At 68.6% G+C, this 25401-nt stretch carries 28 protein-coding genes and 1 tRNA gene; 14 read left to right on the plus strand and 15 right to left on the minus strand.

What is annotated here, in order from left to right; genetic code table 11:
- Positions 1-5: 5 nt before the first annotated feature.
- From hemC to B5D37_RS06435, 4 genes are all read right to left on the minus strand, one after another.
- Positions 6-941 carry a hydroxymethylbilane synthase gene (gene hemC / locus B5D37_RS06420; protein WP_078757887.1) on the minus strand — a complete coding sequence of 312 codons (936 nt, stop codon included), beginning with the start codon at positions 939-941 and terminating at the stop codon, positions 6-8.
- Between the two features lie 119 nt (positions 942-1060).
- Positions 1061-1786 carry a LytR/AlgR family response regulator transcription factor gene (locus tag B5D37_RS06425; protein WP_078757888.1) on the minus strand — a complete coding sequence of 242 codons (726 nt, stop codon included), beginning with the start codon at positions 1784-1786 and terminating at the stop codon, positions 1061-1063.
- 80 nt (positions 1787-1866) lie between these two features.
- A complete protein-coding gene (locus tag B5D37_RS06430) occupies positions 1867-2559 on the minus strand; it encodes an alpha/beta hydrolase (RefSeq protein ID WP_078757889.1) in 693 nt (230 codons plus the stop codon).
- 50 nt (positions 2560-2609) lie between these two features.
- Complete coding sequence (locus tag B5D37_RS06435; protein WP_078757890.1) at positions 2610-3611, minus strand: SDR family oxidoreductase; 1002 nt, start codon at positions 3609-3611, stop codon at positions 2610-2612.
- Positions 3612-3707: 96 nt separating this feature from the next.
- On the opposite strand from B5D37_RS06435, the gene ygiD reads away from it, so the two are divergent.
- A complete protein-coding gene (gene ygiD / locus B5D37_RS06440; protein WP_078757891.1) occupies positions 3708-4571 on the plus strand; it encodes a 4,5-DOPA-extradiol-dioxygenase in 864 nt (287 codons plus the stop codon).
- A gap of 18 nt (positions 4572-4589) precedes the next feature.
- Here ygiD and arsH read toward each other — a convergent pair whose 3' ends face one another.
- On the minus strand, positions 4590-5369 hold the full coding sequence (arsH, locus tag B5D37_RS06445) for an arsenical resistance protein ArsH (RefSeq protein ID WP_078757892.1): 780 nt from the start codon (positions 5367-5369) through the stop codon (positions 4590-4592).
- Between the two features lie 80 nt (positions 5370-5449).
- On the opposite strand from arsH, the gene B5D37_RS06450 reads away from it, so the two are divergent.
- Genes B5D37_RS06450 through arsJ form a run of 3 tightly spaced genes read left to right on the plus strand, consistent with a single transcriptional unit; the run spans position 5450 to position 8013 of the window.
- Positions 5450-5767 carry an ArsR/SmtB family transcription factor gene (locus B5D37_RS06450; protein WP_078757893.1) on the plus strand — a complete coding sequence of 106 codons (318 nt, stop codon included), beginning with the start codon at positions 5450-5452 and terminating at the stop codon, positions 5765-5767.
- A complete protein-coding gene (locus B5D37_RS06455; protein WP_078757894.1) occupies positions 5764-6771 on the plus strand; it encodes an ArsJ-associated glyceraldehyde-3-phosphate dehydrogenase in 1008 nt (335 codons plus the stop codon). Before B5D37_RS06450 ends, B5D37_RS06455 begins: the two co-directional genes overlap by 4 nt.
- A gap of 3 nt (positions 6772-6774) precedes the next feature.
- Positions 6775-8013 (plus strand): organoarsenical effux MFS transporter ArsJ, encoded by a 1239-nt coding sequence (gene arsJ / locus B5D37_RS06460; protein WP_078757895.1) that lies wholly within the window; start codon positions 6775-6777, stop codon positions 8011-8013.
- Positions 8014-8026: 13 nt separating this feature from the next.
- On the opposite strand, the gene B5D37_RS06465 is transcribed toward arsJ, so the two are convergent.
- Positions 8027-8554 (minus strand): protein tyrosine phosphatase family protein, encoded by a 528-nt coding sequence (locus B5D37_RS06465; protein WP_078757896.1) that lies wholly within the window; start codon positions 8552-8554, stop codon positions 8027-8029.
- Between the two features lie 147 nt (positions 8555-8701).
- On the opposite strand from B5D37_RS06465, the gene B5D37_RS06470 reads away from it, so the two are divergent.
- Genes B5D37_RS06470 through B5D37_RS06485 form a run of 4 tightly spaced genes read left to right on the plus strand, consistent with a single transcriptional unit; the run spans position 8702 to position 10768 of the window.
- Positions 8702-9046 (plus strand): ArsR/SmtB family transcription factor, encoded by a 345-nt coding sequence (locus tag B5D37_RS06470; protein ID WP_234987729.1) that lies wholly within the window; start codon positions 8702-8704, stop codon positions 9044-9046.
- Positions 9047-9085: 39 nt separating this feature from the next.
- On the plus strand, positions 9086-9541 hold the full coding sequence (locus B5D37_RS06475; protein WP_078757898.1) for a protein tyrosine phosphatase family protein: 456 nt from the start codon (positions 9086-9088) through the stop codon (positions 9539-9541).
- Positions 9538-10287, plus strand: coding sequence for an MBL fold metallo-hydrolase (locus B5D37_RS06480; protein ID WP_078757899.1), 750 nt, complete (start codon positions 9538-9540; stop codon positions 10285-10287). The genes B5D37_RS06475 and B5D37_RS06480 overlap by 4 nt, the downstream gene beginning before the upstream one ends.
- A 43-nt stretch (positions 10288-10330) precedes the next feature.
- The gene (locus tag B5D37_RS06485; RefSeq protein WP_078757900.1) at positions 10331-10768 is read left to right on the plus strand and encodes an OsmC family protein; all 438 of its coding nucleotides are present in this window, start codon (positions 10331-10333) and stop codon (positions 10766-10768) included.
- 19 nt (positions 10769-10787) lie between these two features.
- Here B5D37_RS06485 and dsbG read toward each other — a convergent pair whose 3' ends face one another.
- From dsbG to dsbD, 3 genes are read right to left on the minus strand one after another with little or no spacing between them, the layout of a single operon-like run.
- Positions 10788-11579, minus strand: a complete 792-nt coding sequence (gene dsbG, locus B5D37_RS06490) for a thiol:disulfide interchange protein DsbG (RefSeq protein WP_078757901.1) — start codon at positions 11577-11579, stop codon at positions 10788-10790.
- Complete coding sequence (locus B5D37_RS06495) at positions 11576-12421, minus strand: TlpA disulfide reductase family protein (RefSeq protein ID WP_078757902.1); 846 nt, start codon at positions 12419-12421, stop codon at positions 11576-11578. The genes dsbG and B5D37_RS06495 overlap by 4 nt, the downstream gene beginning before the upstream one ends.
- Positions 12421-14235, minus strand: coding sequence for a protein-disulfide reductase DsbD (gene dsbD / locus B5D37_RS06500; protein ID WP_078757903.1), 1815 nt, complete (start codon positions 14233-14235; stop codon positions 12421-12423). The genes B5D37_RS06495 and dsbD overlap by 1 nt, the downstream gene beginning before the upstream one ends.
- A gap of 117 nt (positions 14236-14352) precedes the next feature.
- On the opposite strand from dsbD, the gene B5D37_RS06505 reads away from it, so the two are divergent.
- Both B5D37_RS06505 and B5D37_RS06510 read left to right on the plus strand, forming a co-directional pair.
- Entirely contained in the window at positions 14353-15018 is a 666-nt protein-coding gene (locus tag B5D37_RS06505; protein WP_078757904.1) for a response regulator, read from the plus strand.
- The gene (locus B5D37_RS06510) at positions 15015-16343 is read left to right on the plus strand and encodes an ATP-binding protein (protein ID WP_078757905.1); all 1329 of its coding nucleotides are present in this window, start codon (positions 15015-15017) and stop codon (positions 16341-16343) included. The genes B5D37_RS06505 and B5D37_RS06510 overlap by 4 nt, the downstream gene beginning before the upstream one ends.
- Positions 16344-16457: 114 nt before the next feature.
- Here B5D37_RS06510 and B5D37_RS14800 read toward each other — a convergent pair whose 3' ends face one another.
- The 4 genes from B5D37_RS14800 to dtd all read right to left on the minus strand — a co-directional run bounded on the left by B5D37_RS14800 (position 16458) and on the right by dtd (position 19464).
- Positions 16458-16616: a DUF6289 family protein gene (locus tag B5D37_RS14800; protein ID WP_159447353.1), complete on the minus strand. Its 159-nt coding sequence runs from the start codon at positions 16614-16616 to the stop codon at positions 16458-16460.
- A gap of 281 nt (positions 16617-16897) precedes the next feature.
- Positions 16898-16973: transfer RNA gene (locus B5D37_RS06515), tRNA-Ile, on the minus strand.
- A gap of 81 nt (positions 16974-17054) precedes the next feature.
- Positions 17055-18929 carry an RNA polymerase sigma factor RpoD gene (gene rpoD, locus B5D37_RS06520; protein ID WP_078757906.1) on the minus strand — a complete coding sequence of 625 codons (1875 nt, stop codon included), beginning with the start codon at positions 18927-18929 and terminating at the stop codon, positions 17055-17057.
- A 94-nt stretch (positions 18930-19023) separates the two neighbouring features.
- Positions 19024-19464, minus strand: coding sequence for a D-aminoacyl-tRNA deacylase (gene dtd, locus B5D37_RS06525; protein ID WP_078757975.1), 441 nt, complete (start codon positions 19462-19464; stop codon positions 19024-19026).
- Positions 19465-19536: 72 nt separating this feature from the next.
- Between dtd and B5D37_RS06530 the strand changes: the two genes are divergently transcribed.
- The 3 genes from B5D37_RS06530 (at position 19537) to B5D37_RS06540 (ending at position 22488) form a co-directional block, all read left to right on the plus strand.
- On the plus strand, positions 19537-20472 hold the full coding sequence (locus B5D37_RS06530; RefSeq protein WP_078757907.1) for a lauroyl acyltransferase: 936 nt from the start codon (positions 19537-19539) through the stop codon (positions 20470-20472).
- Complete coding sequence (locus B5D37_RS06535) at positions 20469-20975, plus strand: PH domain-containing protein (RefSeq protein WP_078757908.1); 507 nt, start codon at positions 20469-20471, stop codon at positions 20973-20975. Before B5D37_RS06530 ends, B5D37_RS06535 begins: the two co-directional genes overlap by 4 nt.
- Before the next feature lie 82 nt (positions 20976-21057).
- Entirely contained in the window at positions 21058-22488 is a 1431-nt protein-coding gene (locus tag B5D37_RS06540; RefSeq protein WP_234987737.1) for a PH domain-containing protein, read from the plus strand.
- Positions 22489-22494: 6 nt separating this feature from the next.
- On the opposite strand, the gene B5D37_RS06545 is transcribed toward B5D37_RS06540, so the two are convergent.
- Complete coding sequence (locus tag B5D37_RS06545; RefSeq protein ID WP_078757910.1) at positions 22495-23349, minus strand: glycosyltransferase family 2 protein; 855 nt, start codon at positions 23347-23349, stop codon at positions 22495-22497.
- A gap of 71 nt (positions 23350-23420) precedes the next feature.
- On the opposite strand from B5D37_RS06545, the gene B5D37_RS06550 reads away from it, so the two are divergent.
- Positions 23421-24242 carry a glycosyltransferase family 2 protein gene (locus tag B5D37_RS06550; protein ID WP_143814179.1) on the plus strand — a complete coding sequence of 274 codons (822 nt, stop codon included), beginning with the start codon at positions 23421-23423 and terminating at the stop codon, positions 24240-24242.
- Here the strand turns inward: B5D37_RS06550 and B5D37_RS06555 are convergent.
- The gene (locus tag B5D37_RS06555) at positions 24236-25396 is read right to left on the minus strand and encodes a CDP-glycerol glycerophosphotransferase family protein (RefSeq protein WP_078757911.1); all 1161 of its coding nucleotides are present in this window, start codon (positions 25394-25396) and stop codon (positions 24236-24238) included. The genes B5D37_RS06550 and B5D37_RS06555 overlap by 7 nt on opposite strands.
- Between the last annotated feature and the right edge of the window lie 5 nt (positions 25397-25401).

Below are 25401 nucleotides of genomic sequence, written 5' to 3' on the forward strand. Positions count from 1 at the left end.
GGCGATCAGAGCACTTCGGCGAGCAGGTCGCCGGCGCCACGCGCTAGCAGCGCCTGCGCCACTTCCACGCCGATGGCGACCGCGTCCTCGGCACTGCCCTGCAGCGACGCCCGCACCGCACGACCGTCCGCGGCCGAGCCGACCATGCCGTCCAGTCGCAGCGTCGCCGGTTCGCCCGGCTCCTGTCCGAGCGTCGCCAGGGCCGCCACCGGCACGTGGCAGCTGCCGTGCAGCGCGCGGTTCATCGAGCGCTCGGCGACCACGCAGGTGCGCGTATCGGCATGCTCCAGGGCCGCGCACAGCGCCAGCACGTCAGTGGCATCGTCGCGGCACTCGATCGCGATGGCGCCTTGCGCGGGCGCCGGCAACCAGCCGGGCGCGGTCATCCGGCAACGGATGCGGCCGTCGAAGCCCAGCCGCTGCAGGCCGGCGCAGGCGAGCACGATGGCGTCGTAGTCACCGGCGTCCAGCCGCGCCAGGCGCGTGTTGACGTTGCCGCGCAGGTCACGCAGCCGCAGGTCCGGCCGCAGCGCGCGCAGCTGGGCCTGCCGCCGCAGCGAAGAGGTACCTACTACCGCGCCATCGGGCAGCCTGGACACATCGTCGTAATGGTTGCTCACGAAGGCATCGGCGTGGTCGGCCCGCTCAAGCACCGCCGGCAACGCGAATCCCGGTTCCAGCTCCATCGGCACGTCCTTGAGCGAGTGCACCGCGCAATCGGCTTCGCCTCGCTGCATCGCCAGCTCGAGCTCCTTCAGGAACAGGCCCTTGCCACCGATCGCCGCCAGCGAGCGGTCCAGCACCTCGTCGCCGCGCGTGCTCATCGGCACCAGCCGCACCTCCAGGCCCGGATGGGCCTCGCGCAGGGCGGCGGCGACGTGTTCGCTCTGCCACAGGGCGAGCGGGCTTTTGCGGGTGGCGATACGCAGGAGCTGGTTCATCCGGCCATTATCGCAGCGCATCGGCGCACTTGTAGGAGCGGCTACAGCCGCGATCGTGGATCGGCGGGGCGTCCGGACATCCGATCGCGGCTGAAGCCGCTCCTACAGGTCCTACAGCCCTACAGCTGCTTGAGGATTTCGCGCAGGCCGGGGACGCAGCGCCGGCTGACTTCCAGCGGCTGTTCGACGTGGCGCAGCATGGCGTGCACGTGGCCGTCGGGGTTGCGCCGCAGCTCCACCAGTTCATGGCGGGCGGCGAGGCAGTTGCGATGGATGCGGATGAAGCGCTCACCGAACTCGTCCTCGAGCGACTTGAGCGACTCCTCGATCAGGTCTTCGCCGTGCGCGTGGTGCACCACGACGTACTTCTCGTCGGCCTGCAGGTAACGCACGTCCTCGATCGGGATCAGCCGCAGGCTGCCGCGGAGCCGGGCGCACAGGTGGCTGCGCTGGGCGGCGGGCGTACCGGCACCCTGCCGCCTGCCCGCGACGAAGGTGCGCACCCGCTCCAGCGCCGCGCCCAGCCGCTCCGGCCGGACCGGTTTGACCAGGTAGTCGATGGCTTCGGCCTCGAATGCCGAGAGCGCATGGGCGTCGTAGGCGGTACAGAACACCACTGCCGGACGCGGCTCGAATGCCGCCAGGTGGCGCGCGGCCTCGAGGCCGTCGATCCCGGGCATGGCGATGTCGAGCAGGATCAGGTCCGGCTCGTGATCTGCACAGGCCTGCAGCGCCTGGCGTCCGTCGGCGGCTTCGGCCACGACCTGGATCCCGCCGATCTCGTGCAGCATCGCGCGCAAGCGGTCGCGCGCCAGCGGTTCGTCATCGGCGATGACCACTTTCATCGTCCCCTCCCTTTGCGACCCCTGCCATCCAGGCCCTGTCCCGGGCCCGTTCGCCAGAGGATACCCGCAGGCCGGGACGTTTACCCCTTGAAGCGGGCGCCCAGCCAGGCGGCCAGGTCGGCGATCTGTTCGGCGCAGACCTGGTGGGCCATCGGATAGGCGTGCCACTGCACCTGCATGCCCAACGCACGCAGGTGGGCCGCGCTGGCCTCGCCCGCGGCGTACGGCACCACCGGATCGTGGCTGCCATGGGCCATGAACACCGGCTGCTGGCGTGCAGCCGCCGGCACCGTCTGCGGCAGCTCACGCAGCACTGCCGGCGACATCGGCAGGTAGGTCGACAGCGCCACCAGTCCGGCGAATGGCTGCTCACGGCGCAGCCCTGCAGCAAGCGCCACCGCGCCGCCTTGCGAGAACCCGGCGAGGATGATCCGCGAGGCGGGGACGCCACGCTGCGCCTCGCGCTCCACCAGTGCCTCCACCTGCTGGACCGATTGTGCCACCCCGGCCTCGTCGGCGCGGTTGGCCAGGTCCATCTCGCGGATGTCGTACCAGGCGCGCATCGATGCGCCGTTGTTGATCGTGACCGGCCGTACCGGCGCATGCGGAAACACGAAGCGCAACGCCGGCCAGTCGCGGCGCACCAGTTCGGGAATGATCGGGACGAAATCGTTGCCGTCCGCGCCAAGCCCGTGCAGCCACAGCACGGTCCATTCCGGGGAGGGGGCGGTCTCGTGCTCGACCGCTTCGAGCAATGGGCTATCAGTATTCATCCGGCCATTGTCGCCGCTGGCCCGGCACGCCACCAGCCACGGGGCGCGCTTCAGCCACCCCGGCGCCTGCCCAGCAACAGCGCCGCCGCACCGAGCGCCGCAGCGGCCACGGTGCCGCGATGGGTGGTGAGCCAGAATTGCGCACTGTTGGCGATGGCCTGGGCGTCGAACCGGCCGTGGGTGCGGTGGGGTTGCCGCACCGGGGTGTACAGGTTGTCGTCGCGGCCCTCCGGCAGCGGCTCATCGCTTTGCTGACCCTCGACCGCGTCGGCTGCCAGCTTGCGGTCCAGCAACCCGGGGATCACCTTGTTACCCAGCATCGCCTGCAACGCCGGCCAACCCACCACCAGCTCCCGTCGGCGGTGGGTCGCGGCCCAGTACACGCCCCGGGCGGCGAGTTCGGGCTGGAAGATCTTGCCCATCGGCCGGGGGCGGCGGTCCATCGTGGTGCGGCCCCACTCGAACTGCGGCGTGTTGAAGGCCGCCAGTTGCACCATCGTGATGTGCACGTCGCTGCGGGCGTGGATCAGTTCGGTGCGGATGGAGTCGGTAAAGCCGCGGATCGCACTCTTGGCACCACAGTAGGCCGCCTGCAGCGGAATCGACCGGTACGCCAGTGCCGAACCCACCTGCACGACGGTGCCGCGATTGCGCGGCCGCATCCGGGTGAGCGCCGCGCGCGTCCCCCAGACCGTGCCCAGGTAGGTGACCTCGGTGGCACGGCGGAAGTCCCCGGGATCGACCTCCATGAAGTCGGCGAATATCGTCGCCATTGCATTGTTGACCCAGACGTCGATGGCGCCCCACTCGCGCTCCACCTGGTCGGCGGCCGCTTCCACCTGCCGGTGATCGGCGACGTCGACCTCGATGATCATCGCCTCGCCGCCGGCGGCCTCGACTTCGGCCTTCGCGCCTTCGAGTCCGTCACGGCCGCGCGCGAGCAGGGCGACGCGCCAGCCATGGCGGGCGAACTCGATCGCGCTGGCGCGCCCGACGCCGGCGGAGGCGCCGGTGACCACCGCGATCCGGGTTGTTGGCTGTGTCCTGTCCATGCCGCGGACTCTACGAGCGCGGCATCGACATCGCGTGATGGGTCGCGGCACGGGATGGACTAGAGTCGCGCCCATCCCTGCAGTCGGAGCGGCGCGATGAAACCCTCAACCCGGATGCCGGCGGCGTTCCTCGGGCACGGCAGTCCGATGAATGCGTTGGAGCGCAATCGCTACACCGATGCATGGCGGGCGTTCGGTGCATCGGTCCCGCGCCCACGCGCAATCCTGATGGTCTCGGCCCACTGGTACGTCAATGCCACCGCGGTCACGGCCATGCCGCGGCCGCGCACCATCCACGACTTCTTCGGCTTCCCCCAGCCCCTGTTCGACATCCAGTATCCCGCGCCCGGCCTGCCCGAACTCGCCGAGGAAGTCGCCGACGCGGTGGCGCCCGACCATGTCGCGCTGGACCGCGACAGCTGGGGGCTCGACCACGGCACGTGGTCGGTGCTGGTGCATGCATTCCCCGGGGCGGACGTCCCGGTGGTCCAGCTGTCGATCAACGCGGCCAAGCCTGCCGAATACCACCTACGGATGGGCGCTAAACTCGACGCCCTCAGGGACCGCAGGGTGCTGGTGATGGGCAGCGGCAACGTCGTCCACAACCTGCGCGCAATGGATCGGCACACCCCCGATCTCGGCTTCGACTGGGCGCGCCGGTTCAACCAGCGCGCGATCGAGCTGGCGAGGAGCGACCCAGGGGACGCCGCGTCGCTGGTCCGCCACCCCGACTTCGGCATGGCCGCGCCCACCCCCGAGCATTTCCTCCCGTTCCTTTACATCGCCGGTGTCGCCTCGCAGGCGGGGCACAAGCTGGATGTCCTGGTCGACGGCTACGCCTACGGCTCGCTGTCGATGACCTCGTTCACCGTGGGCGCCCGATGCGCCGGATCGGATGGGGACTCCGGGCCCGCGGCGCCGATCGAGAGCACCGCGCCGGTGGAGAACACCAACATCTGAGGGCCGTCGGCACCCGCATCAGCTGCAGGTTGAGGTGGTGCCGCAACAGGCCGTTCGCGCGGTCCGCCCCACCTGCATGGCGGGACGTTCCGGCTTCGCCTCGGCAACACCTTCGACCGCTCCGGCGGCGCTTGCCAGCGCTGCGGCTGTCATGCTGCCCTTGCGCTCGCTATAGCGGTCGGTGAGGTAGTCGCTGTGTCCGCGCACCAGCAAGGTGAACTTCACCAGCTCCTCCATGACGTCGACGACGCGGTCGTAGTACGACGATGGCTTCATCCGGCCGTTATCGTCGAACTCCTGCCAGGCCTTGGGCACCGACGACTGGTTGGGGATCGTCACCATGCGCATCCAGCGACCGAGCTGGCGCAGCGCGTTGACCACGTTGAACGACTGGGAGCCTCCGCAGACCTGCATCACCGCCAGCGTGCGGCCCTGGGTGGGGCGCACACCCCCTTGTTCCAGCGGCAGCCAGTCGATCTGGTTCTTGAAGACCGCGGTCATGGTGCCGTGGCGCTCCGGACTCACCCAGACCTGGCCTTCCGACCATTGCGCCCACTCCCTGAGCTCCGCCACTTTTGGATGTTCCGAGTCGACGCTATCAAGCATGGGCAGGCCATGCGGATCGAAGATGCGGGTTTCCGCCCCGAAGTGACGCAGCAGCCGCTCCGCCTCCAGCGCCAGCTTGCGGCTGAACGACTGCGGCCGGAGCGACCCGTACAGGATCAGGATGCGCGGGCGATGCCCGGGCGCTCCAGGGGAGAGCGCTTCGGGATCCGGCATGGCGGCGGCGCCCGGCATCAGATGGGGGAGACCGGGGAATGGTTCCGGCGTCGATCGCGAGGTTGCTTGCTCGTTTTCCATTCGACTATTCTAGAAACATGGAATTGAATGATGCAACCACCGCACTCGCCGCGCTCGGGCAGCCGACCCGTCTGTCGGTGTTCCGGCTCCTGGTCGAAGCCGGCCCCGAAGGGCGGACTCCGGGAGACATCTCCGACGCGCTGTCATTGCCGGGGGCGACTTTGTCGTTCCACCTCAAGGAGCTCGCAGCCGCCGGCCTGATACGGGGCGAGCCCCGCGGCCGCAGCATCTGCTACCGCGCCGACTTCGACGCCATGCGCGGCCTGCTCGAGTTCCTGACCCGGAACTGCTGCGGTGGCGATCGTGGCCAATGTGACCCTGGAGACTGCACATGACCATCCGCGTTGGCATCAACGGCTTCGGCCGCATGGGCCGCCTCACCCTTCGCGCCGCCTGTGACCAGGCGGACATCGAGTTCGTGCAGGTCAACGATCCGGCGGGTGATGCCGCCACGCTCGCGCACCTGTTGGCCTTCGACTCGGTACACGGCCGCTGGGACGCAGCGATCTCCGCCGATGACGATGCGCTGGTCGTCGGTGAGCGGCGCATCCCGGTGACCCGCAACAAGGAGATGGCGGACACCGACTGGTCCGGCTGCGACGTGGTGGTCGAAGCCTCCGGCAGGTTCCGCAAGCCCGAGGTGCTGCAGCCCTACCTGGACCAGGGCGTGAAGCGCGTGGTGGTGACGGCTCCCATCAAGGCCGAGGGCACGCTCGACATCGTCATGGGCGTCAACCACGGACGTTTCGATCCGGCGATGCATCGCATCGTCTCCGCCGCGTCCTGCACCACCAACTGCCTGGCGCCGGTGGTGAAGGTGATCCACGAGGGCATCGGCATCCGCCACGGCAGCCTGACCACGATCCACAGCCTGACCAACACCCAGACCATCGTCGATGCGCCACACAAGGACCTGCGCCGCGCGCGCTCGTGCGGCAGCAGCCTGATCCCCACGTCGACCGGCTCGGCCACTGCAATCGCGGAGATTTTTCCGGAACTGCGAGGTCGGCTCGATGGCCTTGCGGTGCGCGTGCCACTGACGAACGCCTCGCTCACGGACTGCGTGTTCGAGGTCGAACGGGCGACCACGGTGGAAGAAGTGAACGGCCTGCTGGAATCGGCGGCGGGCGGCGCGCTGTCCGGCATCCTCGGATACGAGACGCGGCCGCTGGTGTCCATCGACTACCGGACCGATCCCCGCTCGAGCATCGTCGACGCGCTTTCCACGCGGGTCATCAACGGCACCCAGGTCAAGATCTACGCCTGGTACGACAACGAGTGGGGCTACGTGAACCGCACCGCGGAGCTGGTGCGGCTGGTCGGCGACGCGGATCTCTGAGCGATGTTCGCCCGCCTCCCGCCCGAGGTGCGCCAGTACCTGCTGGTCACCGGCAACTACTGGGCGTTCACCCTGACCGATGGCGCCCTGCGCATGCTGGTGGTGCTGCACTTCCACCAGCTGGGTTACAGCCCGCTCGAAGTCGCGATGCTGTTCCTGTTCTACGAAGTGTTCGGCGTCATCACCAACCTCGTGGGCGGGTGGCTGGGCGCGCATGTCGGGCTCAACCGCACGATGAACATTGGCCTGGTGCTGCAGGTCGTGGCGCTGGCGATACTGCTGGTGCCAAGCGCCTGGCTGCTGGTGCCCTGGGTGATGGCGGCACAGGCGCTGTCGGGCATCGCCAAGGACCTCAACAAGATGAGCGCCAAGAGCAGCATCAAGCTGCTGGTACCGGGCGACCGACAAGGCACGCTCTACCGATGGGTGGCGGCGCTGACGGGTTCCAAGAACGCGCTCAAGGGCGTCGGGTTCTTCCTAGGCGGTGCATTGTTGACCACGGTCGGATTCGCGCCAGCGATCGCGATCATGGCCGGCGCGCTTGCCGCCGTCTGGCTGCTCAGCCTCGCGCTGCTGCGGAGCGATCTCGGCCGGGCGAAGGTGAAGCCCAGGTTCCGCGACATCCTCTCCAAGAGCCGCGCCATCAACCAGCTGTCGGCCGCCCGCATGTTCCTGTTCGGGGCGCGCGACGTCTGGTTCGTGGTGGCGCTGCCGGTGTTCCTGTCAACCTCTCTGGGCTGGGATTTCTGGCAGGTCGGCGGCTTCCTTGCCGCCTGGGTGATCGGCTACGGCATCGTGCAATCGGTAGCACCCTTGTTCACCCGGCGGCGGGACGGGCACGCACCCGACGGCCGCAACGCGCTCGCCTGGGCCAGCGTGCTGGCGCTGGTGCCCGCAACCATGGCGGCGCTGCTGGTGCAGGGCCAGCCACCGCAGGTCGTGCTGGTTGCAGGCCTCGCCGTGTTCGGCGTGCTGTTCGCAATCAACTCGTCGCTGCACAGCTACCTCATCGTCAGTTATGCCGCCGAAGACGGCGTTTCGCTGGACGTGGGCTTCTACTACATGGCCAATGCCCTGGGCCGGCTGCTCGGCACGCTGCTGTCGGGCTGGGTCTTCCAGCGCTTCGGGCTGGCCGCTTGCCTGGCGGTGTCGGCGGGGCTGGTGGCGGCTGCCGCATTGGCCTCGGTGGCACTGCCGCGGCACGAGGACCTTGGGCCTGAGCCGTCCCGGCTGGCCCGATGAGTCCGCGCGCGGGTCAGTGACCCGTTGCGCCGGGACCTGCTTCGAGGCGCTCGCGAACGGCGTCCTCCAGGCTCGTCAGGCCCCAGGCCTTGCCGGTTGCGATCGCATCATCGGGCGACTGGCCCTCCACCCAGGCCGCGCGCAATGCCGCCATGGCACCGACCCGGTTGCCACTGCCGCAATGCACCAGCACCGGTCGCTCCGCATCGCGCAGGAGTTGATCGAATGCCAGCACGTTCTCGCGGGTGAGATCGGAGGGGCCCGCCAACGGCAGGTTGGCGTATTCCAGCCCTGCTGCCTGGACTGCGGCGGCCTCGTCGAAATCCGGTGTTTCCGCATCCGGCGTCAGGTCGATGACCTGGCGGATACCGGCGGTACGAACCTCATCCACGTCCGCCGGCACCAACCGACCCGCGGAGACGATGCCCGGCGCCGGCGAGGTCGCATGGGCGACAGCGGGAAGGGCAGTCGGGACACCGGGCGTTGTGCAGCCGGCGGCCGCGAGGGCGGCGACAAGGACGGCGATGTGCAATGACTTCATGGAAGGACCCCGGGCAGCGGTTGAAGGTGTGGTGCGGGAGGACGCCAGCAAGCGCCGCCGGCACCAGCCAGACTTGCAAATATATTTAGTTATATCTAAATTAGTCACATCTACATTCATCATCAAGCCAGGCCGAGGATAGCTGCGATGGCCATCTCCATTCCCCCGACGTCACCCGGCCCGCCGCAACCCTCAGTCGAGGACATGGCCCGGCATGCCGGCGAGGCCGCCGCCCTGCTGAAGGCGCTCGCCCATCCCGCACGCCTGCTGGTGCTGTGCCAGCTGGTGCAAGGCGAACGCTCGGTCGGCGAGTTGCAGCCGATCACGGGGCTCAGCATGTCCGCCCTCTCCCAGCACCTCGCCGTGCTGCGCGAGATGGAGCTGGTCACCACCCGCCGGCAGTCGCAGACGATCAACTATTCGCTGGCCGATGGTCCCGCGGCCAGCGTGCTGGACGCGCTGTATGCGGCGTACTGCGGTAGCGGAGCGTAGCGTCTGCGCCGCCCCCAACGACACGCGAAAGGAGTCCCCATGACAGAGATTCGACACCCACGACCCGACCTGTTCGCGGCGGGGCAACCTACCGCCGAAGAACTCGCTGGCCTGGCCGCACAAGGCGTTCGCTCGGTGATCAACCTGCGTGCACCGGATGAGGAAATGGCATTCGATGAACAGGCCGAAGTTGAGCGGTTGGGCTTGCACTACGCCTGCATCCCGGTATGCGGCCTGCAGGACCTGACACAGGAGAACGTGCGGCGGTTCTCGGAAGAGCTGGACGCCGCGCGGGGCAGAGGCCCGGTACTCGTGCACTGCGGCACCGCCAACCGGGTCGGCGCGATGTTGGCGCTCGACGCCGGCTTCAACCGCGGCACGCCACCCGAATCCGCGCTGGCACTCGGCCGCGAAGCGGGCCTGGCCTCCCTGGAGCCCGAAGTAGAGCGTCTGCTCGCCCGCGGCCCACAAACCGGAAAGGAGGAAGGACGATGATCTTCCGACAGTTGTTCGAACCGGTGTCATCCACCTACACCTACCTGCTGGGCTGCGAGGAGACCGGCGAAGCGGCGCTCATCGATCCGGTCATGCCGGCGTGGCAGCGCGACCTCAAGGCCGTCAACGACCTCGGCCTGCGGTTGGTGATGACCATCGATACCCACATCCACGCCGACCACATCACCTCCGCCTCGATGCTGAAGCGCGAAGTCGGGAGCCGCATCGCGATCCCGGCCCTCGATGCACTGGAGTGCACCGATATCGGCATGGAGGAAGGGGTTCCGCTGCAGCTCGGCGGCGTCCGCCTGGACCCGATGCATACCCCCGGCCACACCGACAACCATTTCGCGATCGTCGGTGGGGACCGTGTCTTCACCGGCGATGCGCTTCTGATCGATGGCTGCGGCCGCACCGATTTCCAGAGTGGCGACTCGCGGCTGCTGTACCGGAGCGTGCGCGGAAAGCTGTTCGGCCTCCCGGGCGAGACGCTGGTCTACCCGGCGCACGACTACAACGGCCGCTGGGTCTCGAGCATCGCGCAGGAGAGCCAGCGCAACCCGCGGCTGGGTGGGGACCGCACGCTCGAAGACTTCGTCGAGCTGATGGCCAACCTCGACCTGCCGTATCCGAAGTTCATCGACCACGCCGTGCCGGGCAACCGCGCCTGCGGGGTCTGTCCGCCGGAGCTCCCCGACCACCTTCGGGAGTACTGCCAGGAAATGGCGGAGAGCCCGCAAGGCTGAGTACGGCCAGCACCATCCAATCGAGTACCACTGAGGAAACACGATGAAGTCCCTGCCCCACCAGTACAACGTCACCGCCACTGGCGCACCCACCGGCACCGTCACGCTGTCACATGCCGGAGTACCCGACCTGCCGACCGCCCCACCCGTGGAATTCGGCGGCCCCGGCGACAACTGGTCGCCGGAAGGGCTGCTGACCGGCGCGGTAGCCGACTGCTTCATCCTGACCTTCCGCGCGGTGGCGAGGGCGGCGAAGCTGGAGTGGTCGAAGCTCGAGGTTTCGGTCGAGGGCATCCTCGATCGCCAGGAGGGTGTCACCGCGTTCACCGCCTTCAACATCCGTGCCGAAGTGACCATCGCCGCCGAGGCCGACAGCGCGCAGGCGGAGTCGTCACTGCAGCGCGCGGAGCGGGGTTGCCTGGTGTCGAACTCGCTCAAGGCCACGATGCACCTCGAGACGGTCGTCCACCAGGCCGGGTGAACCAGGCCGCGCCGACACCTCAGCGCGGTCCGAGCACCACCGGCAGGTCCGCGGCGGCTGGCATTCCCGACCGCCGCTGGACCAGGCCATCGTCATCGCGGAAGAGGATGCCGGGGGTACCCTGGAATCCCAGCTCGAGCATCAGCAGCTCGTTCGCGTTCAGTTGCGACCGTACCTCGGCCGGCACGGTGGCAGCACCGTCGATGCCGCCACTGGCGTAGCTTCGCTCGTTGCGGGCGAGCATCTCCGACGGCGAGGGTGCCGAGAGGATCGCGGCGACCTTGTTGGCGCTGTCCTCGCGGATGACCCCGACCAGCACGTGCCGCAACTGGACCTTGCCGGATTCGACCCAGGGCCGGGCCGCCTGCCAGAAGCGGTTGCAGAACGGACAGTTCGGGTCGCTGAAGGTGTAGACGATGCGGGCCGCGTCGTCGGCCCCGTCCGCCACCCAGTGGCTGTCCTCGAGCTGTGACCAGATGCGCTTGGACACCGGCTCGGCGACAAGCCTTTGCAGGTGGGCCTGGCCGACGTCCTCGCCGTCGGCATTGATCAGCATGCCGATCACGGCGTGCCGACCATCGGGGGTGACGTAGACCGCCATGGGGCGCTGCCCCGCGATGCCGGCAAATCCGCGCATGCCACCCGGGGCATCGAACTCGCCGAGGACCTCAAGCCCCTGCGCTTCCACCGCTTCGACCACGGCGGGGCGCGGCGCGTCCGCGGGGTCAGCGGGTTCGGCCGCACGACTGCACCCTGCGGCACCGGCCACGGCGATCGAAAGGACGAGCAGGGCGGGGTTGAGTGATTTCATCGGATGACCTCATTGGATTGAACGGGAGTGGAGGCAGGAGTGCCCCCGAAACGTTTCAGTTTCTGCGCGAGCCCGGCGCGGGTGAGCTCGCCCATGTGGGTGTCGACCAGCCGGCCGTCGCCATCGAAGAACAGCGTGGTCGGCAGCCCGCGCGCACCGGTCGACTGAGAGACGCTGGAAAACGGGTCGAGCACCACGTTGCCCAGCCGCAGCCCTTCTTCGCGCAGATAGTCCTGCACCACCTCCGTGCCTTCGCCCTGGTTGACGAAAACGAAGGTCACGTCGCCATTGGCGGCCTGCCCTTCCGCCAGCACGGGCATTTCCCGCCGGCAGGGCGGACACCATGTGGCCCACAGGTTGACCACCATGGGCTGGTCGCCCATCCCATCCAGCTGGACAGTTCCACCTTCCAGGCGCGTGAGCTCGACATCGGGCAACTGCACGGTGGCCCGCTGCATCAGCAGCAGCGACCCGGCCAGCACGGCCCAGCTACCCAGGCCTGCCGCGGTGCCCCACAGCAGGGGCCGTCGCAGTTGCCGGTGTTTCCGGGCGCGCCAGAAGCCAAAAGCCACCCCGGCGGCCACGCCTGCCCAGATCGAATAGCCACCATCGCCCGGCCGGATGATCGACCACGGATCATCGAGGTAGAGGGGAAGCCACTGCAGTACGAACGCCAGCCGGGCGGCGAGCAGCCCGACCAGCAACATGTCGAAGAAGGTGCCCGCCACCGGGATCCGCGGTTGCCCCGGCTGTTTCGCCGCCCATCGCCCCACCATCGCGGCGATGGCGAGCGCCAGCAGGATCAGCACGAGCGGCATCGGGATCGGACCGAGACTGACCATCACGCCTCCCCTGCGCCGGCACGCTGGAGTCGTTCAAGGAATGCACCGGCCTCGATCTCGCCAACGGTGCGCAGCTCCCGCCGCTCGCGCCCGTCCGGGCCGATCAGCAGCAACGTCGGTGGTCCCGCCACCGCCCATTCGCGCATCAGCGCCTGGTCGGCGGCATCATTCGCGGTCACGTCGGGACGCAGCACCTGCATCCTCGCAAGCGTGGCCGCGACCTCCGGATCACCGAAGACTTCACGCTCGATCACGTGGCAGGACACGCACCAGTCCGCGTAGAAGTCCACCAGGGTCCATTCACCACGCGCACCCGCCGCGGCCAGGCGCTGCGCGACGTCCTGCCTGGTCTTGACCTGCACGTAATCGGGAACCGGCGCGCCAGCCAACGACGCCGGGGACGCTGCGGCACCACCACCCGCCCAGGATTGCAGCGGGCGCCAGGGATCCTCGGCGCCACTGGCGCCACCCAGCATCATCGCCACGCCCCAGACGGCGGAAATGGCCGCGGCGCCGCGGGGACCCCAGCGCTGCAACAGCCCCGGGCCAGCCTGCACCGCGAGCGCCATCAGCCCGGTGGCCACCGCGAGCAGCCACGCCCCCCACAGCGCCACCGCGACCGGCGCGGCGACCGCACGGCCCAACGTCGACACCGCGAGGGCAAGCAGGACGAAGCCGAACGCCGCCTTGACCCGGACCATCCAGACACCCGGTTTGGGCAACACGCGCGCGCCGAACATCGCGATGAGCAGCAATGGCAGGCCCATGCCGAGCCCGAGGGCGAACAACGCAACGCCGCCGGTAACGGGATTGCCGGCCTGGCCGATATACAGCAGCGCGCCGGCCAGCGGCGCGGTCATGCAGGGGCCGACCAGAAGGGCCGACAGCACGCCCATGGTGGCCGCGCCCGCAACGGTGCCACCGGCACGGCCGCGGCTGGCCCGGTCCAGGCGCTCGCTCAGCCACGCCGGCAGTTGCAGCTCGAAGGCGCCGAACATCGACAACGCCAGCAACGCGAACAGGACGGCGAAGCCACCCAGCAGCCACGGGTTCTGCAAGGCGGCCTGCAGGTTGGCGCCACTGAGTCCGGCAGCCACGCCAAGCGCCGCGTAGGTCAGGGCCATCGGCAGCACGTATGCCGCCGACAACCCGAGCGCGCGGCGCGGCGTCGGACGCCCGCCCAATACGAGGCTTGAGACGATCGGCACCATCGGAAGCGTGCATGGCGTGAATGCAAGCAGCAGGCCGAGCCCGAAGAAGACGAGCGCGGCCGCTGCCAGGCCCGAATCGGAAAGGCGCTGTGCGAACGCCTGGTCCTCCGCCAGGTCCGAAGGGGCCCCGGCCGCCTGCGCCGCGGCTCCCGACGCTGCCGTACCGGCGCCCGAAGCAGGCAGCTCCAGCTCCAGCCGCTGCGGCGGATAGCAGATGCCCGCATCCGCGCAACCCTGCCAGTGCAGGGTGGCCGCACCGGCCGGCGCGGCCTCGATTTCGATGTCGATGCCGTCGCGGTAGACCTCCGTGTCACCGAAGAACTCGTCGGTCTGTGGCAGCCCCGGCGGCAACGCCATAGGCACCTCCACCCCGCCCGCCTCGAGCTTCAGGCGGTGCCGATAGAGGTAGTAGCCGGGGGCGATCACGCCACGCACGCGCGTTGCGCCATCGGCCGCCTGCACGGACTCGATCGTGAACACCTCCCGGGCCTCGAGGAACTCGGGTTGCGACACGCCACCGTTGAACGGGGACAGTGCCTGGGCGAAGGCGGCAAACGGAATCAACAGCAGGGCGAACAGCGCCCATCGACGGATATTTCGCATGGGCGCCACGATGACGCAGACGGATTAAGTGGGAATTAAGAGCGCGTGCACGTGCTTGCAGCGCGGCTTTGCTTTACTTTCCAGTTCCCCGGACACACCGGCACGCACGGAGCAGACATGCGCATCCTGGTGGTGGAAGACGACGAGCTCATCGCACGGGGCATCGTCTCGGGACTGCGGGCCTACGGCCTTACCGCGGACACGGTGCCCTCTGCGGCGCGCGCCGAACTGGCCCTGGCGCATGCCGACTGCGACGCGGTGGTACTCGATCGCGGCCTCCCCGATGGTGATGGGCTGGACTGGCTCGCACGCCTGCGCCGGGGCGGCAATCCGGTGCCGGTGTTGCTGCTGACTGCCAGGGATGCGGTGGAGGACCGCATCGCCGGGCTTCAGTCAGGGGCCGACGACTATCTGGTCAAACCGTTCGACCTGGGCGAGCTGGTGGCGCGGCTGCACGCATTGATGCGACGCAGTGGCGGCCGCAGCACCAACGTGGTCGAAGCCGGGCCGCTGCGTTTCGATCCAAGCAGCGGCCGGGCCTGGCTGGAAGGTGCGCCGGTGGAACTGTCCAGGCGTGAGTCCACGCTGCTGGCCTGCCTGATGCAGGCGGAGGGACGTTGCCTGACCGCGGAGCAGATCAAGGACCGCTTGTACGGGCTTGACCAGGAGGTCGGCAGCAATGCCGTCAACGTCCATGTGCACAACCTGCGCCGCAAGCTCGGCAGCGATGCCATCGAGACCGTGCGCGGGCGTGGCTACCGGCTCGGCTGGCTTCGGCCATGAGCCTGCGGGTCCGCTTGCTGCTGGCGATCGGCATTGCGCTGGCGGTGCTGTGGAGTGGCGCCGCGCTGTGGATGGTCCGCGACCTCGATCGCAGCCTGCAGCACACCCTGGATGAGCGCCTGGCGATGTCGGCGCGCATGGTGGCCGGCCTGCTGTCACAGTCCGGCGTGGATGGTGCACCGGTCATTTCCGCACAGGGATCGCTGACGGTCCCCGGCAGCCGGGGCATGGCCTGCCAGATCCGTTCGTTGCGCGGCGAGGTGATCGCCACCACGCGCGGCAGCGGACAGGCCCCGTTGCTCGCGAGTGTTCCGGGTTACCGCACCACGCGCGTGGGCGACCAGCAATGGCGCACCTATACCCTGCGCACGGAAGGTTTCGACATCACCACCGCCGACCGGCTCGACGAACGGGCAGCGCTGAGGACGCGCGTCGCGCTCGCCGCCGGGGTACCTTTCGTCATTGCAGCCGTCGGCGGCCTGCTCGCGCTCTGGTTCGGTGCCGGGCGCGCGCTTGCGCCGCTGTCGACGCTGCAGCGAACCCTGGCCCGGCGCGATCCCGATGCCACCGAGCCGATCGACGGCGGGCGCCTGCCAACCGAGCTCCAGCCGCTGATCGGCGCATTGAACGGCTTGCTCGACAGGGTGGCCCGGACCATCGCGCGGGAGCGCAATTTCACCAACGACGCCGCCCACGAATTGCGTACGCCCCTGACCGTGATCGACACCCACCTGCAGGTCGCCCGGTTGTCGGCGACGGGGCCGGCGCGGCAGGCACTGGCCGATGCCGCAACGGGTACCACGCGGATGCGCAACACCCTGGACCAGTTGTTGATGCTGGCACGGGTTGAGGGACGGGCATCGTTCGATGAAGGGTCGGGCATCACCGCGGCCACCGTGGTGGAGCGCGCGATCACCCTCGCCCGCAACGACGCGCCCGAAAGACTCGCCGTGACCGTCGCACCCGCGGACCGCGTCCTGGCGGTGCCCCCCGAACTGGCGGTCGTCGCCTTGCGCAACCTGGTCGACAACGCGCTGCGCTACTCCCCCGCCGCGTGCCGGGTGGAGCTGGAAGTCGGCACGGTGGCAGGTGGCGTGATCTTCCGCGTATTGGATCAAGGCCCCGGCCTGGATCCGAGCGAAATAGGGTCCGCGACCCATCGCTTCTGGCGCGGCAACACCGCCCAGGGCGGCAGCGGACTTGGCCTGGCCCTGGTGGAAGCGATCGCGCAGCGCTTCGGCGGGTCGCTCAGGTTGTCACCCCGCGATCCGGTGGGGCTGGTGGCTGAGCTGGTGTTGCCGCTCGAGCCTGCCGATGTGGCTTGACGATACTGACCCGGAACCGGCACGTGGGAAACCGTGGATCGGCCTTTGTACCCGCCTTCAACAAGACGACCCGGCAGAAGCCGGGCCGTGTGTATCGCTCCACGACTTCGTCGGTTACATGATGCAGCCGGGGTAGTAGCGCGAGCGCGTGGTGGTTTCACCCCAGCCGGGGTCTCCACATCCCCACATGCGGACGCCGACCACGTTGCCGCTGTCGTCGTAATAGACCACCGAACTCGAGGGGATCGCGTTGACTTCCGCACTGGAATTCATGGCCCACCCACCAAGGGCCATGAGACAACCCAGGGCGAGGAACCTGACACTGCGAAACCGCTGTTTCATGACTCAGCTCTCCATGTGATGGCCGCCGGCCGGACTCCCGGACGGCGGCGACACTTCCGGTTTCCCCTGCGCGGCCGAGAGTCCGGCGGCGCGCATTAGCGCCGCGTCATCGGACTGTTATGGGTGCGTTTCGGCAGCGGGTCGGAGTGACGTCCACCCGTCGCCGCCATGCCCGTTCTGGCTACTGCTGCAGCCGCTCGGCCCAAGAACCGTGGTGGGCCCACCAGGACTCGAACCTGGAACCAAAGGATTATGAGTCCTCTGCTCTAACCATTGAGCTATAGGCCCGCATGCGGGGATGCGATTGTATCCCGCAAACGACGAAGCCCCGCACTGGGCGGGGCTTCGAATGCGGGCAGGTGCCCGATCTTACTCGATGTCCAGGAAGCTCCTGAGCTGCTCGGAGCGGCTCGGGTGGCGCAGCTTACGCAACGCCTTGGCCTCTATCTGGCGTATGCGCTCGCGGGTGACATCGAACTGCTTGCCGACTTCCTCGAGGGTGTGGTCGGTGTTCATGTCGATGCCGAAGCGCATGCGCAGCACCTTGGCTTCCCGCGGGGTCAGGCCGGCGAGCACGTCGCGGACCGTTTCCGACAGGTTGATGTCGGTGGTGGCCTCGACCGGGGACATCACGTTGGTGTCCTCGATGAAGTCGCCCAGGTGCGAGTCCTCGTCGTCGCCAATCGGAGTCTCCATCGAGATGGGCTCCTTGGCGATCTTCATGACCTTGCGGATCTTGTCCTCGGGCATGTCCATCTCTTTCGCCAGCTCTTCCGGCGTGGCCTCGCGGCCGTACTGCTGGAGCATCTGGCGGGAGATGCGGTTGAGCTTGTTGATCGTCTCGATCATGTGCACCGGGATACGGATGGTGCGTGCCTGGTCGGCGATCGAGCGGGTGATCGCCTGGCGGATCCACCAGGTGGCGTAGGTCGAGAACTTGAAGCCGCGGCGGTGCTCGAACTTGTCGACCGCCTTCATCAGGCCGATGTTGCCTTCCTGGATCAGGTCCAGGAACTGCAGGCCACGATTGGTGTACTTCTTGGCGATCGAGATCACCAGGCGCAGGTTGGCCTCGACCATTTCCTTCTTGGCCTTGCGCGCCTTCGCCTCGCCGTACGCCATCGCCCGGCTGATTTCCTTCAGGTCGCCCAGGGTCACGCGCATGGCCTGCTCAGTGGCCAGGGTGGCCTCCTGCTCGGCGATGATCTGGTCCTTGACGTCACGCAGGCCGGAAGCCCACTTCTGCTTGCGCTTGAGCAGCTCGTCGACCCACTCGACGTTGGTCTGGTTGCCGTCCCAGGAGCGGATGAAGTCCTTGCGCGGCATCTTGGCGACGCGGGTGGCGAGCTCCAGGATGCGGCGCTCGTGGCGCTTCACTTCGGCCACGGTGCCGCGCAGGTTGCGCACCAGGGTGTCGGTCAGCGGCAGCGGCAGCTTGAGGGTGACGAAGATCTCCGCCATGTCCTCGCGCAGCTTGACCACCGACTTGTGGCTCGGGCCGTGCTTGGCGTAGGCCTTCTCGAACTTGGCGAACAGCGAGGTCAGGTTCTCGAAGCGCGCCTCGACCTCGGCCGGGTCGGGGCCGGTCGGGCCTTCGTCGGCGGTGCTGTCGTCGTCATCGTCGTCGCTGTCGTCGTCGCTGTCGGCGTCGTCGTCTTTGTCTTCCTTCTCGTCCTTCACCGGCGGCGCGGCGGGGACCGGGACATCGTCCTCGAGATCGTCCAGGAAGCCGACCAGCAGCTCGGCCAGGCGCTTCTTGCCCGCCTTGTGCAGCTCGTAGTCCTGCAGCACGAGCTCGATGGTGCCCGGGAACAGCGCGAGCGAGGCCTGGACCTGTGCCAGGCCCTCCTCGATGCGCTTGGCGATCGCGATCTCGCCCTCGCGGGTCAGCAGCTCGACCGTACCCATCTCGCGCATGTACATGCGCACCGGGTCGGTGGTGCGGCCACCCTCGGCGTCGAGCCCGGTCAGGGCTGCGGCGGCTTCTTCAGCGGCGGTATCATCGACATCGCGGCCACTGCCGGACTGGCCGGCCAGCAGCAGGGTCTCGGCGTCGGGCGCGACTTCGTGCACCTCGATACCCATGCCGTTGATCATGCCGATGATGTCTTCGATCTGCTCCGGGTCGACGATGTCGTCCGGGAGATGGTCGTTCACCTCGGCATAGGTCAGGTAGCCCTGCTCCAGGCCCTTGCTGATCAGTTGCTTGATGTCGGACTGGGGGGCCTGACGTTCGTTGGCCATACGGCTTTGCCACCACGGGTTGGGGTGAAAGGAACCTTCTATTATACCAGCGGCCGGGCTCCAGCACCTGAAGGACGGTCGGTGGCAGGGGCGCTCAGGCCCGCAGCAGGAAGGTCACCGGGCCGTCGTTGGCCAGGTCCACCACCATATGGGCACCGAAACGGCCCATTTCCACCCCCGGCGGGTGCAATTGGCGGCAGATCGCCACCAGATCATTGAATATCGGTTCAGCCTGCCCCGGCGGCGCGGCGGTGGAGAAGCCCGGGCGCATGCCGCTGCGAGTGTCCGCGGCGAGGGTGAACTGGCTGACCAGCAGCAGTTGCCCGCCGGCGTCGGACAGGCCGAGATTCATCCGCCCGGCATCGTCGGCGAAGACGCGGTAGCCGAGCAGTCGCCGGGCCATGCGGTCCACCTGCTGCCGCCCGTCATCGGGTTCGACGCCGACCAATGCCAGCAGCCCCGCGCCAATGGCGCCGACCACCTCTCCATCGACGCTGACGCGGGCGTGGGTGACCCGCTGGATGAGTGCAAGCATGGCGGCAAGCATAGCTTCCGCCGGTGCCGACCAATCCGGGTCCAACGAATCACGTGTCGCTACACTCGCCCGATGGCCCAGTTCGCTGCCCGCACGCTCTACCTCCTCGCCGCCATCGTCGGGCGGCTACCGTGGCCGTGGCTGAGGCGAGCGGCGAATGCAATGGCGGGGTTGCTGGAACGCCGGAGCACCCGCGAGGTGCGCGTGACCGAAACCAACCTCGAGCTCGCCTATCCCGAACTCTTGCCCGGCCAGCGGTTGCAGATGCGGCAGGCGATCCTGCGCAGCACCACCCTCCAGGTGCTGGAAACTCTGCGGCTGTGGACGCGGCCCCGACAGGAGAACCTCTCGCTGATCGTCGAGCAGCATGGCGCCCACCTGCTGGACGAGGCCATCGCCGCCGGCAAGGGCGTGATCATCGCCGCACCGCATTACGGCAACTGGGAGCTGCTCAACCAGTGGCTGGCCTCGCGCACCCCCCTGGCAATCCTGTACGCGCCACCGGATTCGAAGGTCGGGGAAGCCTTTCTCAACCTGGTACGCGCCGACGAAGACGCCGCGCGCATCACCCAGGTACGCGCCGACGGGGCCGGCGTGCGGCAATTGCTGCGCTATGCCGCCGGCGGTGGCGTGGTGGGCATCCTGCCGGACCAGCAACCCAAGCTGGGCGAGGGCGAGTTCGCGCCGTTCTTCGGCAAGCCGGCGCTGACGATGACGCTCATCGGCCGCCTCGCCGCGCGTAGCGGCGCCACCGTGCTGATGGGGTACTGCGAGCGCATCGACAGCCGCCGTTCGCCGCGCTTTGCGCTGCACCTGGAGGCCGCGCCACCGGAGGCGGCCGACCGCGACCCTGCCGTCAGCGTCGCGGCGCTGAACGCCGCGATCGAACGCATCGCCCGGCGTGACCCGACCCAGTACCAGTGGACCTACAAGCGGTACTCGCTGCGGCCGCCCGGCAGCGGCGAGAAGAATCCGTATTGGCCGTATTGCTATCGAGGACGTCGATGATTCCTGCCGCCGAACCGCCCGTTGCGGGCGCCGAGACAGACGATGTCGCCTGGCAGCCGCTGCCGCCGCGGTCACGGCTGCTGTTCCTGATCGGGCTGGTACCGCCGCCGGCATTGGGGGGCGCGATCACCGGCTTCTTCCTGGCCAGCGCACTGGATTCGCGCTGGACCGGTGCCGTGGCGGGATTGTTGCTCGGGGGTGCCTTCGGGCTCTGGCTGGCGCTCAAGCAGTACCGCCACACCACCTGGAGGCTTGATCCCCAAGGCCTCGCCCTGCGGCGGGGTCGGCTGTGGCAACGCGAGACCCGGGTGCCGATGACCCGCGTCCAGCACCTGGACATCAAGCGCGGGCCGCTGCAGCGCCGGCGCGGCCTGTCCACGCTCATCGTCCACACCGCCGGCACCCGCCACAGCGCGGTGACCGTGCCCCATCTCGACGCCGACGACGCCGAGCGCCTGCGCGACACGCTCGGGCGGCAGATCGACGATGACGATGACGACTGATCAAGAGCCCGGCGAGGCAGCCGGGGCGGTCTCCGCCAGCGACACCCCGGTCGCCGCCGACGCCGAGCGCCGCCTGCACCCGATGTCGTGGCTGTTCGTGCTGCTGGCCTCGCTCAAGCAGTTCATCCTGCCGCTGCTCGCACTGCTGGTGTTCGGGCAGGGCGATCGCAACGCGCTGTGGCCGCTGATCGGTGTCGGCGTCCTGGCACTGGTCTCGGTCTGGCAGTACTTCACCTACCGCTATGGCGTGGCGGACGACGCGCTGGTCGTACGACAGGGCCTGCTTGAACGCAGCCTGCGGGTGATCCCGTTCGCGCGGATCCACAACGTGGCGCTGCAGCAGTCGATGCTCCACCGGATCTTCGGGGTGGCGGAAGTCCGGCTGGAGTCGGCGGGCGGGCAGAAACCGGAAGCGGAGATGCGCGTGCTCAAGCTGGAGGACGCGCTGGCACTGGAAGCCCTGGTACGGCAGCGTGGGGCGGCGGCGGTGGAGGCCGCGCCGGCCACCTCGGACGCTGCTTTGCTCGAACTGCCGACGGGCGAGGTGCTGCGCCTGGGCCTGGTATCCAATCGCGGCCTCGTGCTGCTGGGCGCCGCGTTCGCCGCGGTGTCGCAGGTCGACCGCCGGGTCATCCCCAACCTCTTCGAGCGATGGGGCGAAACGCTGTTCGGGTGGGCGGGGGAGCGCCAGTTCGCGGCAACGGAATACGTGCTGGCAGCAATCACCTTCGTGGTCCTGGTGGTACTGCTGTTGCGGCTGCTGTCGATGGCGCTGGCCCTGCTGCAGTACCACGGCTTCCGCCTGACCGAGCACGGCCGCCGGCTGACGGTGGAGCGCGGACTGCTGGGCCGCTGGCGTACCAGCGTCTCGCGCCGGCGCATCCAGGCCTGGACGCTGCGCGAAGGCCTGCTGCACCGCTTGCTCGGGCGCCGCTCGCTGGAGATCGATACCGCCGTGTCCGAACAGGGCGGCCAGCAGCGCACCCTGCGGGAAGTCGCGCCAATCGCGACACCGGACACATGCGCCGGACTGGTGGACCACCTGCTTCCGAAGGCGCGCTGGGATCGCCTGGAGTGGCACCCGCTGCCTGCCGCGAGCTGGTGGCGGCTGTGGTTGCCAACGCTGCCGTGGGTGGCCATCGGCACGGCGGTGCTGACCTGGCGTTTCGGTGCCTGGGGCCTGCTCCTGCTGGCCTGGCTGCCATGGGCGGCGTTCAAGGCGAGGCAACGGGCGCTGCGCGCGGGCTGGTCACTGGGGCCGGAGCTGGTGGCGGTTCGCGAAGGCTGGCTGGACCGGCACTGGCGGTTCGCCGAGATCGACAAGCTGCAGGCGACCCAACTGGTGCAGTCGCCCGTGGATCGCCGTTGCGGCACCGCCACCGTGTGGCTGGATACTGCCGGCGCGGGTGCGATGTCGCCGCCGTTGCGGATCCGTTTCCTTCCGCTGGCACAGGCGCGCGAGCTGCACGAGGCACTGACCCGGGAACTGGCCCGGCGACCACTGCGCTGGTGACGTCTTTCAGGCGCCGGTCGCGGTTTCGCCAGGCGCTTCCGCGGGTTTGCGGATCCCCGCGTCGGTCCAGGTGCGCCTGCTGGAGCGCGTCTCGGCACGCAGGGCGCGGTTGAAGGCGATGCTCTCTTCGGTGGCGTAGCCGCGCTTGTGGTCCAGGTGGACCACGATGGCGCGGTAGCGGATGCGCTTGCCGCGGATGCCGGCGTTCTCGAGGCGCTCGCCGAACTCGCGGTCCTGCCCGCCATAACGCATGCGCTCGTCGAAGCCGTTGATGGCCAGCATGTCCTTCTTCCAGCCCGACGCGTTGTGCCCGTTCCAGCTCGCCCGCGCCGGGCTCAGGGTGTCGAGCATCCGCCGCAGCACCGGTCCGGCCGTCAGCTTCACGTCGCGATGCGATCGGGGCATGCCGTGCGCGCGCAGCCACGCGGCATCGAAGCAGCGCTGGCTGCGGATGTCGTCGGCGGTGATCGCCTTGCTCGTCGCCATCGGCAGCTTGTGGTAACCGCCCGACAGGAACCGGCCGGGCTCGCGCAACCGCAGATGGGTGGAGACGAAATCGGCACGGGGAATGCAGTCGCCATCGGTGAACAGGAGATAGTCGGCGGCCGCCTCGCTGATGGCGTTGTTCATCGCCTCGCACTTGCGGAACCCGTCGTCGGGCTGCCACAGGTGCCGCACCGGGACCGGCAGCTGGCCACGCAGGGCATCGATGCGTTCACGGGTGTCGTCCCGACTGCCATCGTCGGCCACCAGGATCTCGAAATCGGTGCGGTCCTGGGCGCCGAAACCGATCAGCACCTTCTCCAGCCAGTCCGGCTGGTTGTAGGTGGTGAAGACGACGCTGGCGGCGGGATTGGACAAGGGCCGGGACCTGTTGTGGCAGTGGCGGCAAGGTTAACCTGTCGACCCTTGCACCGCAGGCCCCGGCCGACATGCCAGCCCCCGCCGACGCACGCACCCCAGGTCCGCTGCCCAAGCTCTCGGCGACGATCATCAGCTTCAACGAGGCCGACCGCATCGGCCGCTGCCTGGCCTCGCTGGCCTTCTGCGACGAGATCGTCGTGGTCGACTCCGGCTCCACCGACGGCACCCGCGAGCTCGCGAGCGCAGCAGGCGCCCGGGTGGTCGAGCGCCCGTTCGACGGCTTCCGCAGCCAGAAGCAGTTCGCGGTCGAACAGGCCAGCCACGACTGGATCCTCAGCCTGGACGCCGACGAGGCACTGAGCCCCGAGCTGCAGGCGTCGATCAGGGCAGAACAGCAGCGCGGCTTCGATCGCGCCGCCGGCTATCGCTTCGCGCGCAGCTCGGAATATTTCGGGCGCTTCCTGCGCCACGGCAACGCCTATCCGGACCGCAAGCTCCGGCTGTTCGACCGGCGCCGCGGCGGCTGGCGCGGCGAGCGCGAGATCCACGAGACCGCAACGGTGGACGGTGCGGTGGCCACGCTCGATGGGGACCTGCTGCACTGGCCGTTCCGCTCGTTCGAACACCAGCTCGCAAAGGGCCGCCAGTACGCACAGATGATGGCCGAATACGCCCACGCCCGTGGCAAGCGCGCCAGTCTTTCGAAGCTGATCCTGGCACCGGCCTGGCGCTTCTGGCGCGGCTACCTGTTCCGCGGTGGCTTCCTCGATGGCTGGGCCGGGCTCGTCTACGCGTACGTGACCAGCGACACGGCGCGACAGAAGACCATCAGGCTGTGGCTGCTGCAGCGGGAACTGGCCACGAGGACCGGGGAAGGCCCAGATCAGTAGGGCGGGGCCGTCGCAGTCTCGCGTGGGGGTTCCAGGGTGGACTCCGGAAAGTAGCCACTCAGCCATTCCGAGTACAGCTCGGCCGCCCGGCCCGGCTCGCTGTTGACCCAATCCTTGCAGATACGCCCACCGACACGCCCCCGCAGGGCTTCCGCCTCATCCAGCCTGACCGCAACGGATTCCCGGCCATTCCAGCGCGGCCAGATGCCGTACAACTGTGCAGTCGCGCCCAGCGGCCATACCGGCATCGGTTCGCACTCCGCGAATACCATCGGCACGTCCAGCAATGCCGCCTTGTGGCACAGCGACGTGTAGTCGCACAGGATCACGTCTGACGCCGCGACCACCCGTTCAGCGCAGAACTCCGGCTCGAGCAGCCGCACCCGGGACCCGGGCCGGTGGCGGGGTCGCCAGCGAGCGTCCTCATTGGGGTGCGGACACAGCACCACCTGGTATCGGTCGACTAGGGCCTCCAACTGCTCGCACAACGGGTCCCAGTGGCAGGAGAACAGCGAGCGCGGGCCGATCGAACTGGCCACCATCAGCACAGGCTTTCCAGTCCCGATCCGGAGTTCCTGGCGGATGCGCTCCCGATCGACTGCCGCTCGCATCATCTCGTCGTCGATCAGCCGCCCCAGCACCCGGATCCGTCCTGCCGCCACCGGATCGCTCTGCTGCAGCGCCAACCGCAGTGGGTCGCTCGACTCGATCATCTCGCGGTATCGCAATTGCCCGTTGCGCCGGCGCGGCGCGTGCCCGTACTCCCAAGGCAGGTTCGGGCGCCGCCTGCCGCCCAGCTTCGACGGGCTACCGTGGCCGATGTGCACAACGGGGCAGCCGCTCGGCAGGAGGCTGTGGAAGTGGCCGTGGTCGGCAACCACCACCAACGACCACCGTTTGGCATGCGCGCGGATCGAACCGACCTCCTCCGCGAAGGGAGCAAACATTTCGCGGATGCGCTCCCGCACCTCCGGCCGACGCACCGAAGGCGCCAGCGCAAACCGCACTGGGATGGAGCGTGCGGCAGCCAGTTTTGCCAAGGGAAGCAGGTGTCGTGCCGTCACCAGGGTCTGGATCGGCAGGAGCAGGGCTTGCTCCCGGTTTGGACGCCAACGTGCGTAGAGCGCGATGAGCTGCCGCAGTTCCTTGATCATCCCTG

Source organism: Lysobacter spongiicola DSM 21749 (assembly GCF_900167055.1).
Taxonomy (GTDB): domain Bacteria; phylum Pseudomonadota; class Gammaproteobacteria; order Xanthomonadales; family Xanthomonadaceae; genus Novilysobacter; species Novilysobacter spongiicola.

Excerpts from the sequence above, each read along its gene's own strand:
- B5D37_RS06510 (WP_078757905.1), top strand. The coding sequence starts at position 15,015 with ATGAGCCTGCGGGTCCGCTTGCTGCTGGCGATCGGCATTGCGCTGGCG.
- B5D37_RS06475 (WP_078757898.1), top strand. The coding sequence starts at position 9,086 with ATGACAGAGATTCGACACCCACGACCCGACCTGTTCGCGGCGGGGCAA.
- B5D37_RS06425 (WP_078757888.1), bottom strand. The coding sequence starts at position 1,786 with ATGAAAGTGGTCATCGCCGATGACGAACCGCTGGCGCGCGACCGCTTG.
- B5D37_RS06465 (WP_078757896.1), bottom strand. The coding sequence starts at position 8,554 with ATGAAGTCATTGCACATCGCCGTCCTTGTCGCCGCCCTCGCGGCCGCC.
- B5D37_RS06455 (WP_078757894.1), top strand. The coding sequence starts at position 5,764 with ATGACCATCCGCGTTGGCATCAACGGCTTCGGCCGCATGGGCCGCCTC.
- B5D37_RS06450 (WP_078757893.1), top strand. The coding sequence starts at position 5,450 with ATGGAATTGAATGATGCAACCACCGCACTCGCCGCGCTCGGGCAGCCG.
- hemC (WP_078757887.1), bottom strand. The coding sequence starts at position 941 with ATGAACCAGCTCCTGCGTATCGCCACCCGCAAAAGCCCGCTCGCCCTG.
- ygiD (WP_078757891.1), top strand. The coding sequence starts at position 3,708 with ATGAAACCCTCAACCCGGATGCCGGCGGCGTTCCTCGGGCACGGCAGT.
- dtd (WP_078757975.1), bottom strand. The coding sequence starts at position 19,464 with ATGCTTGCACTCATCCAGCGGGTCACCCACGCCCGCGTCAGCGTCGAT.
- B5D37_RS06470 (WP_234987729.1), top strand. The coding sequence starts at position 8,702 with ATGGCCATCTCCATTCCCCCGACGTCACCCGGCCCGCCGCAACCCTCA.
- B5D37_RS14800 (WP_159447353.1), bottom strand. The coding sequence starts at position 16,616 with ATGAATTCCAGTGCGGAAGTCAACGCGATCCCCTCGAGTTCGGTGGTC.
- rpoD (WP_078757906.1), bottom strand. The coding sequence starts at position 18,929 with ATGGCCAACGAACGTCAGGCCCCCCAGTCCGACATCAAGCAACTGATC.
- B5D37_RS06550 (WP_143814179.1), top strand. The coding sequence starts at position 23,421 with ATGCCAGCCCCCGCCGACGCACGCACCCCAGGTCCGCTGCCCAAGCTC.
- B5D37_RS06435 (WP_078757890.1), bottom strand. The coding sequence starts at position 3,611 with ATGGACAGGACACAGCCAACAACCCGGATCGCGGTGGTCACCGGCGCC.
- B5D37_RS06480 (WP_078757899.1), top strand. The coding sequence starts at position 9,538 with ATGATCTTCCGACAGTTGTTCGAACCGGTGTCATCCACCTACACCTAC.
- dsbD (WP_078757903.1), bottom strand. The coding sequence starts at position 14,235 with ATGCGAAATATCCGTCGATGGGCGCTGTTCGCCCTGCTGTTGATTCCG.
- B5D37_RS06530 (WP_078757907.1), top strand. The coding sequence starts at position 19,537 with ATGGCCCAGTTCGCTGCCCGCACGCTCTACCTCCTCGCCGCCATCGTC.
- arsJ (WP_078757895.1), top strand. The coding sequence starts at position 6,775 with ATGTTCGCCCGCCTCCCGCCCGAGGTGCGCCAGTACCTGCTGGTCACC.
- B5D37_RS06540 (WP_234987737.1), top strand. The coding sequence starts at position 21,058 with ATGTCGTGGCTGTTCGTGCTGCTGGCCTCGCTCAAGCAGTTCATCCTG.
- B5D37_RS06535 (WP_078757908.1), top strand. The coding sequence starts at position 20,469 with ATGATTCCTGCCGCCGAACCGCCCGTTGCGGGCGCCGAGACAGACGAT.
- B5D37_RS06430 (WP_078757889.1), bottom strand. The coding sequence starts at position 2,559 with ATGAATACTGATAGCCCATTGCTCGAAGCGGTCGAGCACGAGACCGCC.
- arsH (WP_078757892.1), bottom strand. The coding sequence starts at position 5,369 with ATGCCGGGCGCCGCCGCCATGCCGGATCCCGAAGCGCTCTCCCCTGGA.
- B5D37_RS06485 (WP_078757900.1), top strand. The coding sequence starts at position 10,331 with ATGAAGTCCCTGCCCCACCAGTACAACGTCACCGCCACTGGCGCACCC.
- B5D37_RS06505 (WP_078757904.1), top strand. The coding sequence starts at position 14,353 with ATGCGCATCCTGGTGGTGGAAGACGACGAGCTCATCGCACGGGGCATC.
- B5D37_RS06555 (WP_078757911.1), bottom strand. The coding sequence starts at position 25,396 with ATGATCAAGGAACTGCGGCAGCTCATCGCGCTCTACGCACGTTGGCGT.
- B5D37_RS06495 (WP_078757902.1), bottom strand. The coding sequence starts at position 12,421 with ATGGTCAGTCTCGGTCCGATCCCGATGCCGCTCGTGCTGATCCTGCTG.
- dsbG (WP_078757901.1), bottom strand. The coding sequence starts at position 11,579 with ATGAAATCACTCAACCCCGCCCTGCTCGTCCTTTCGATCGCCGTGGCC.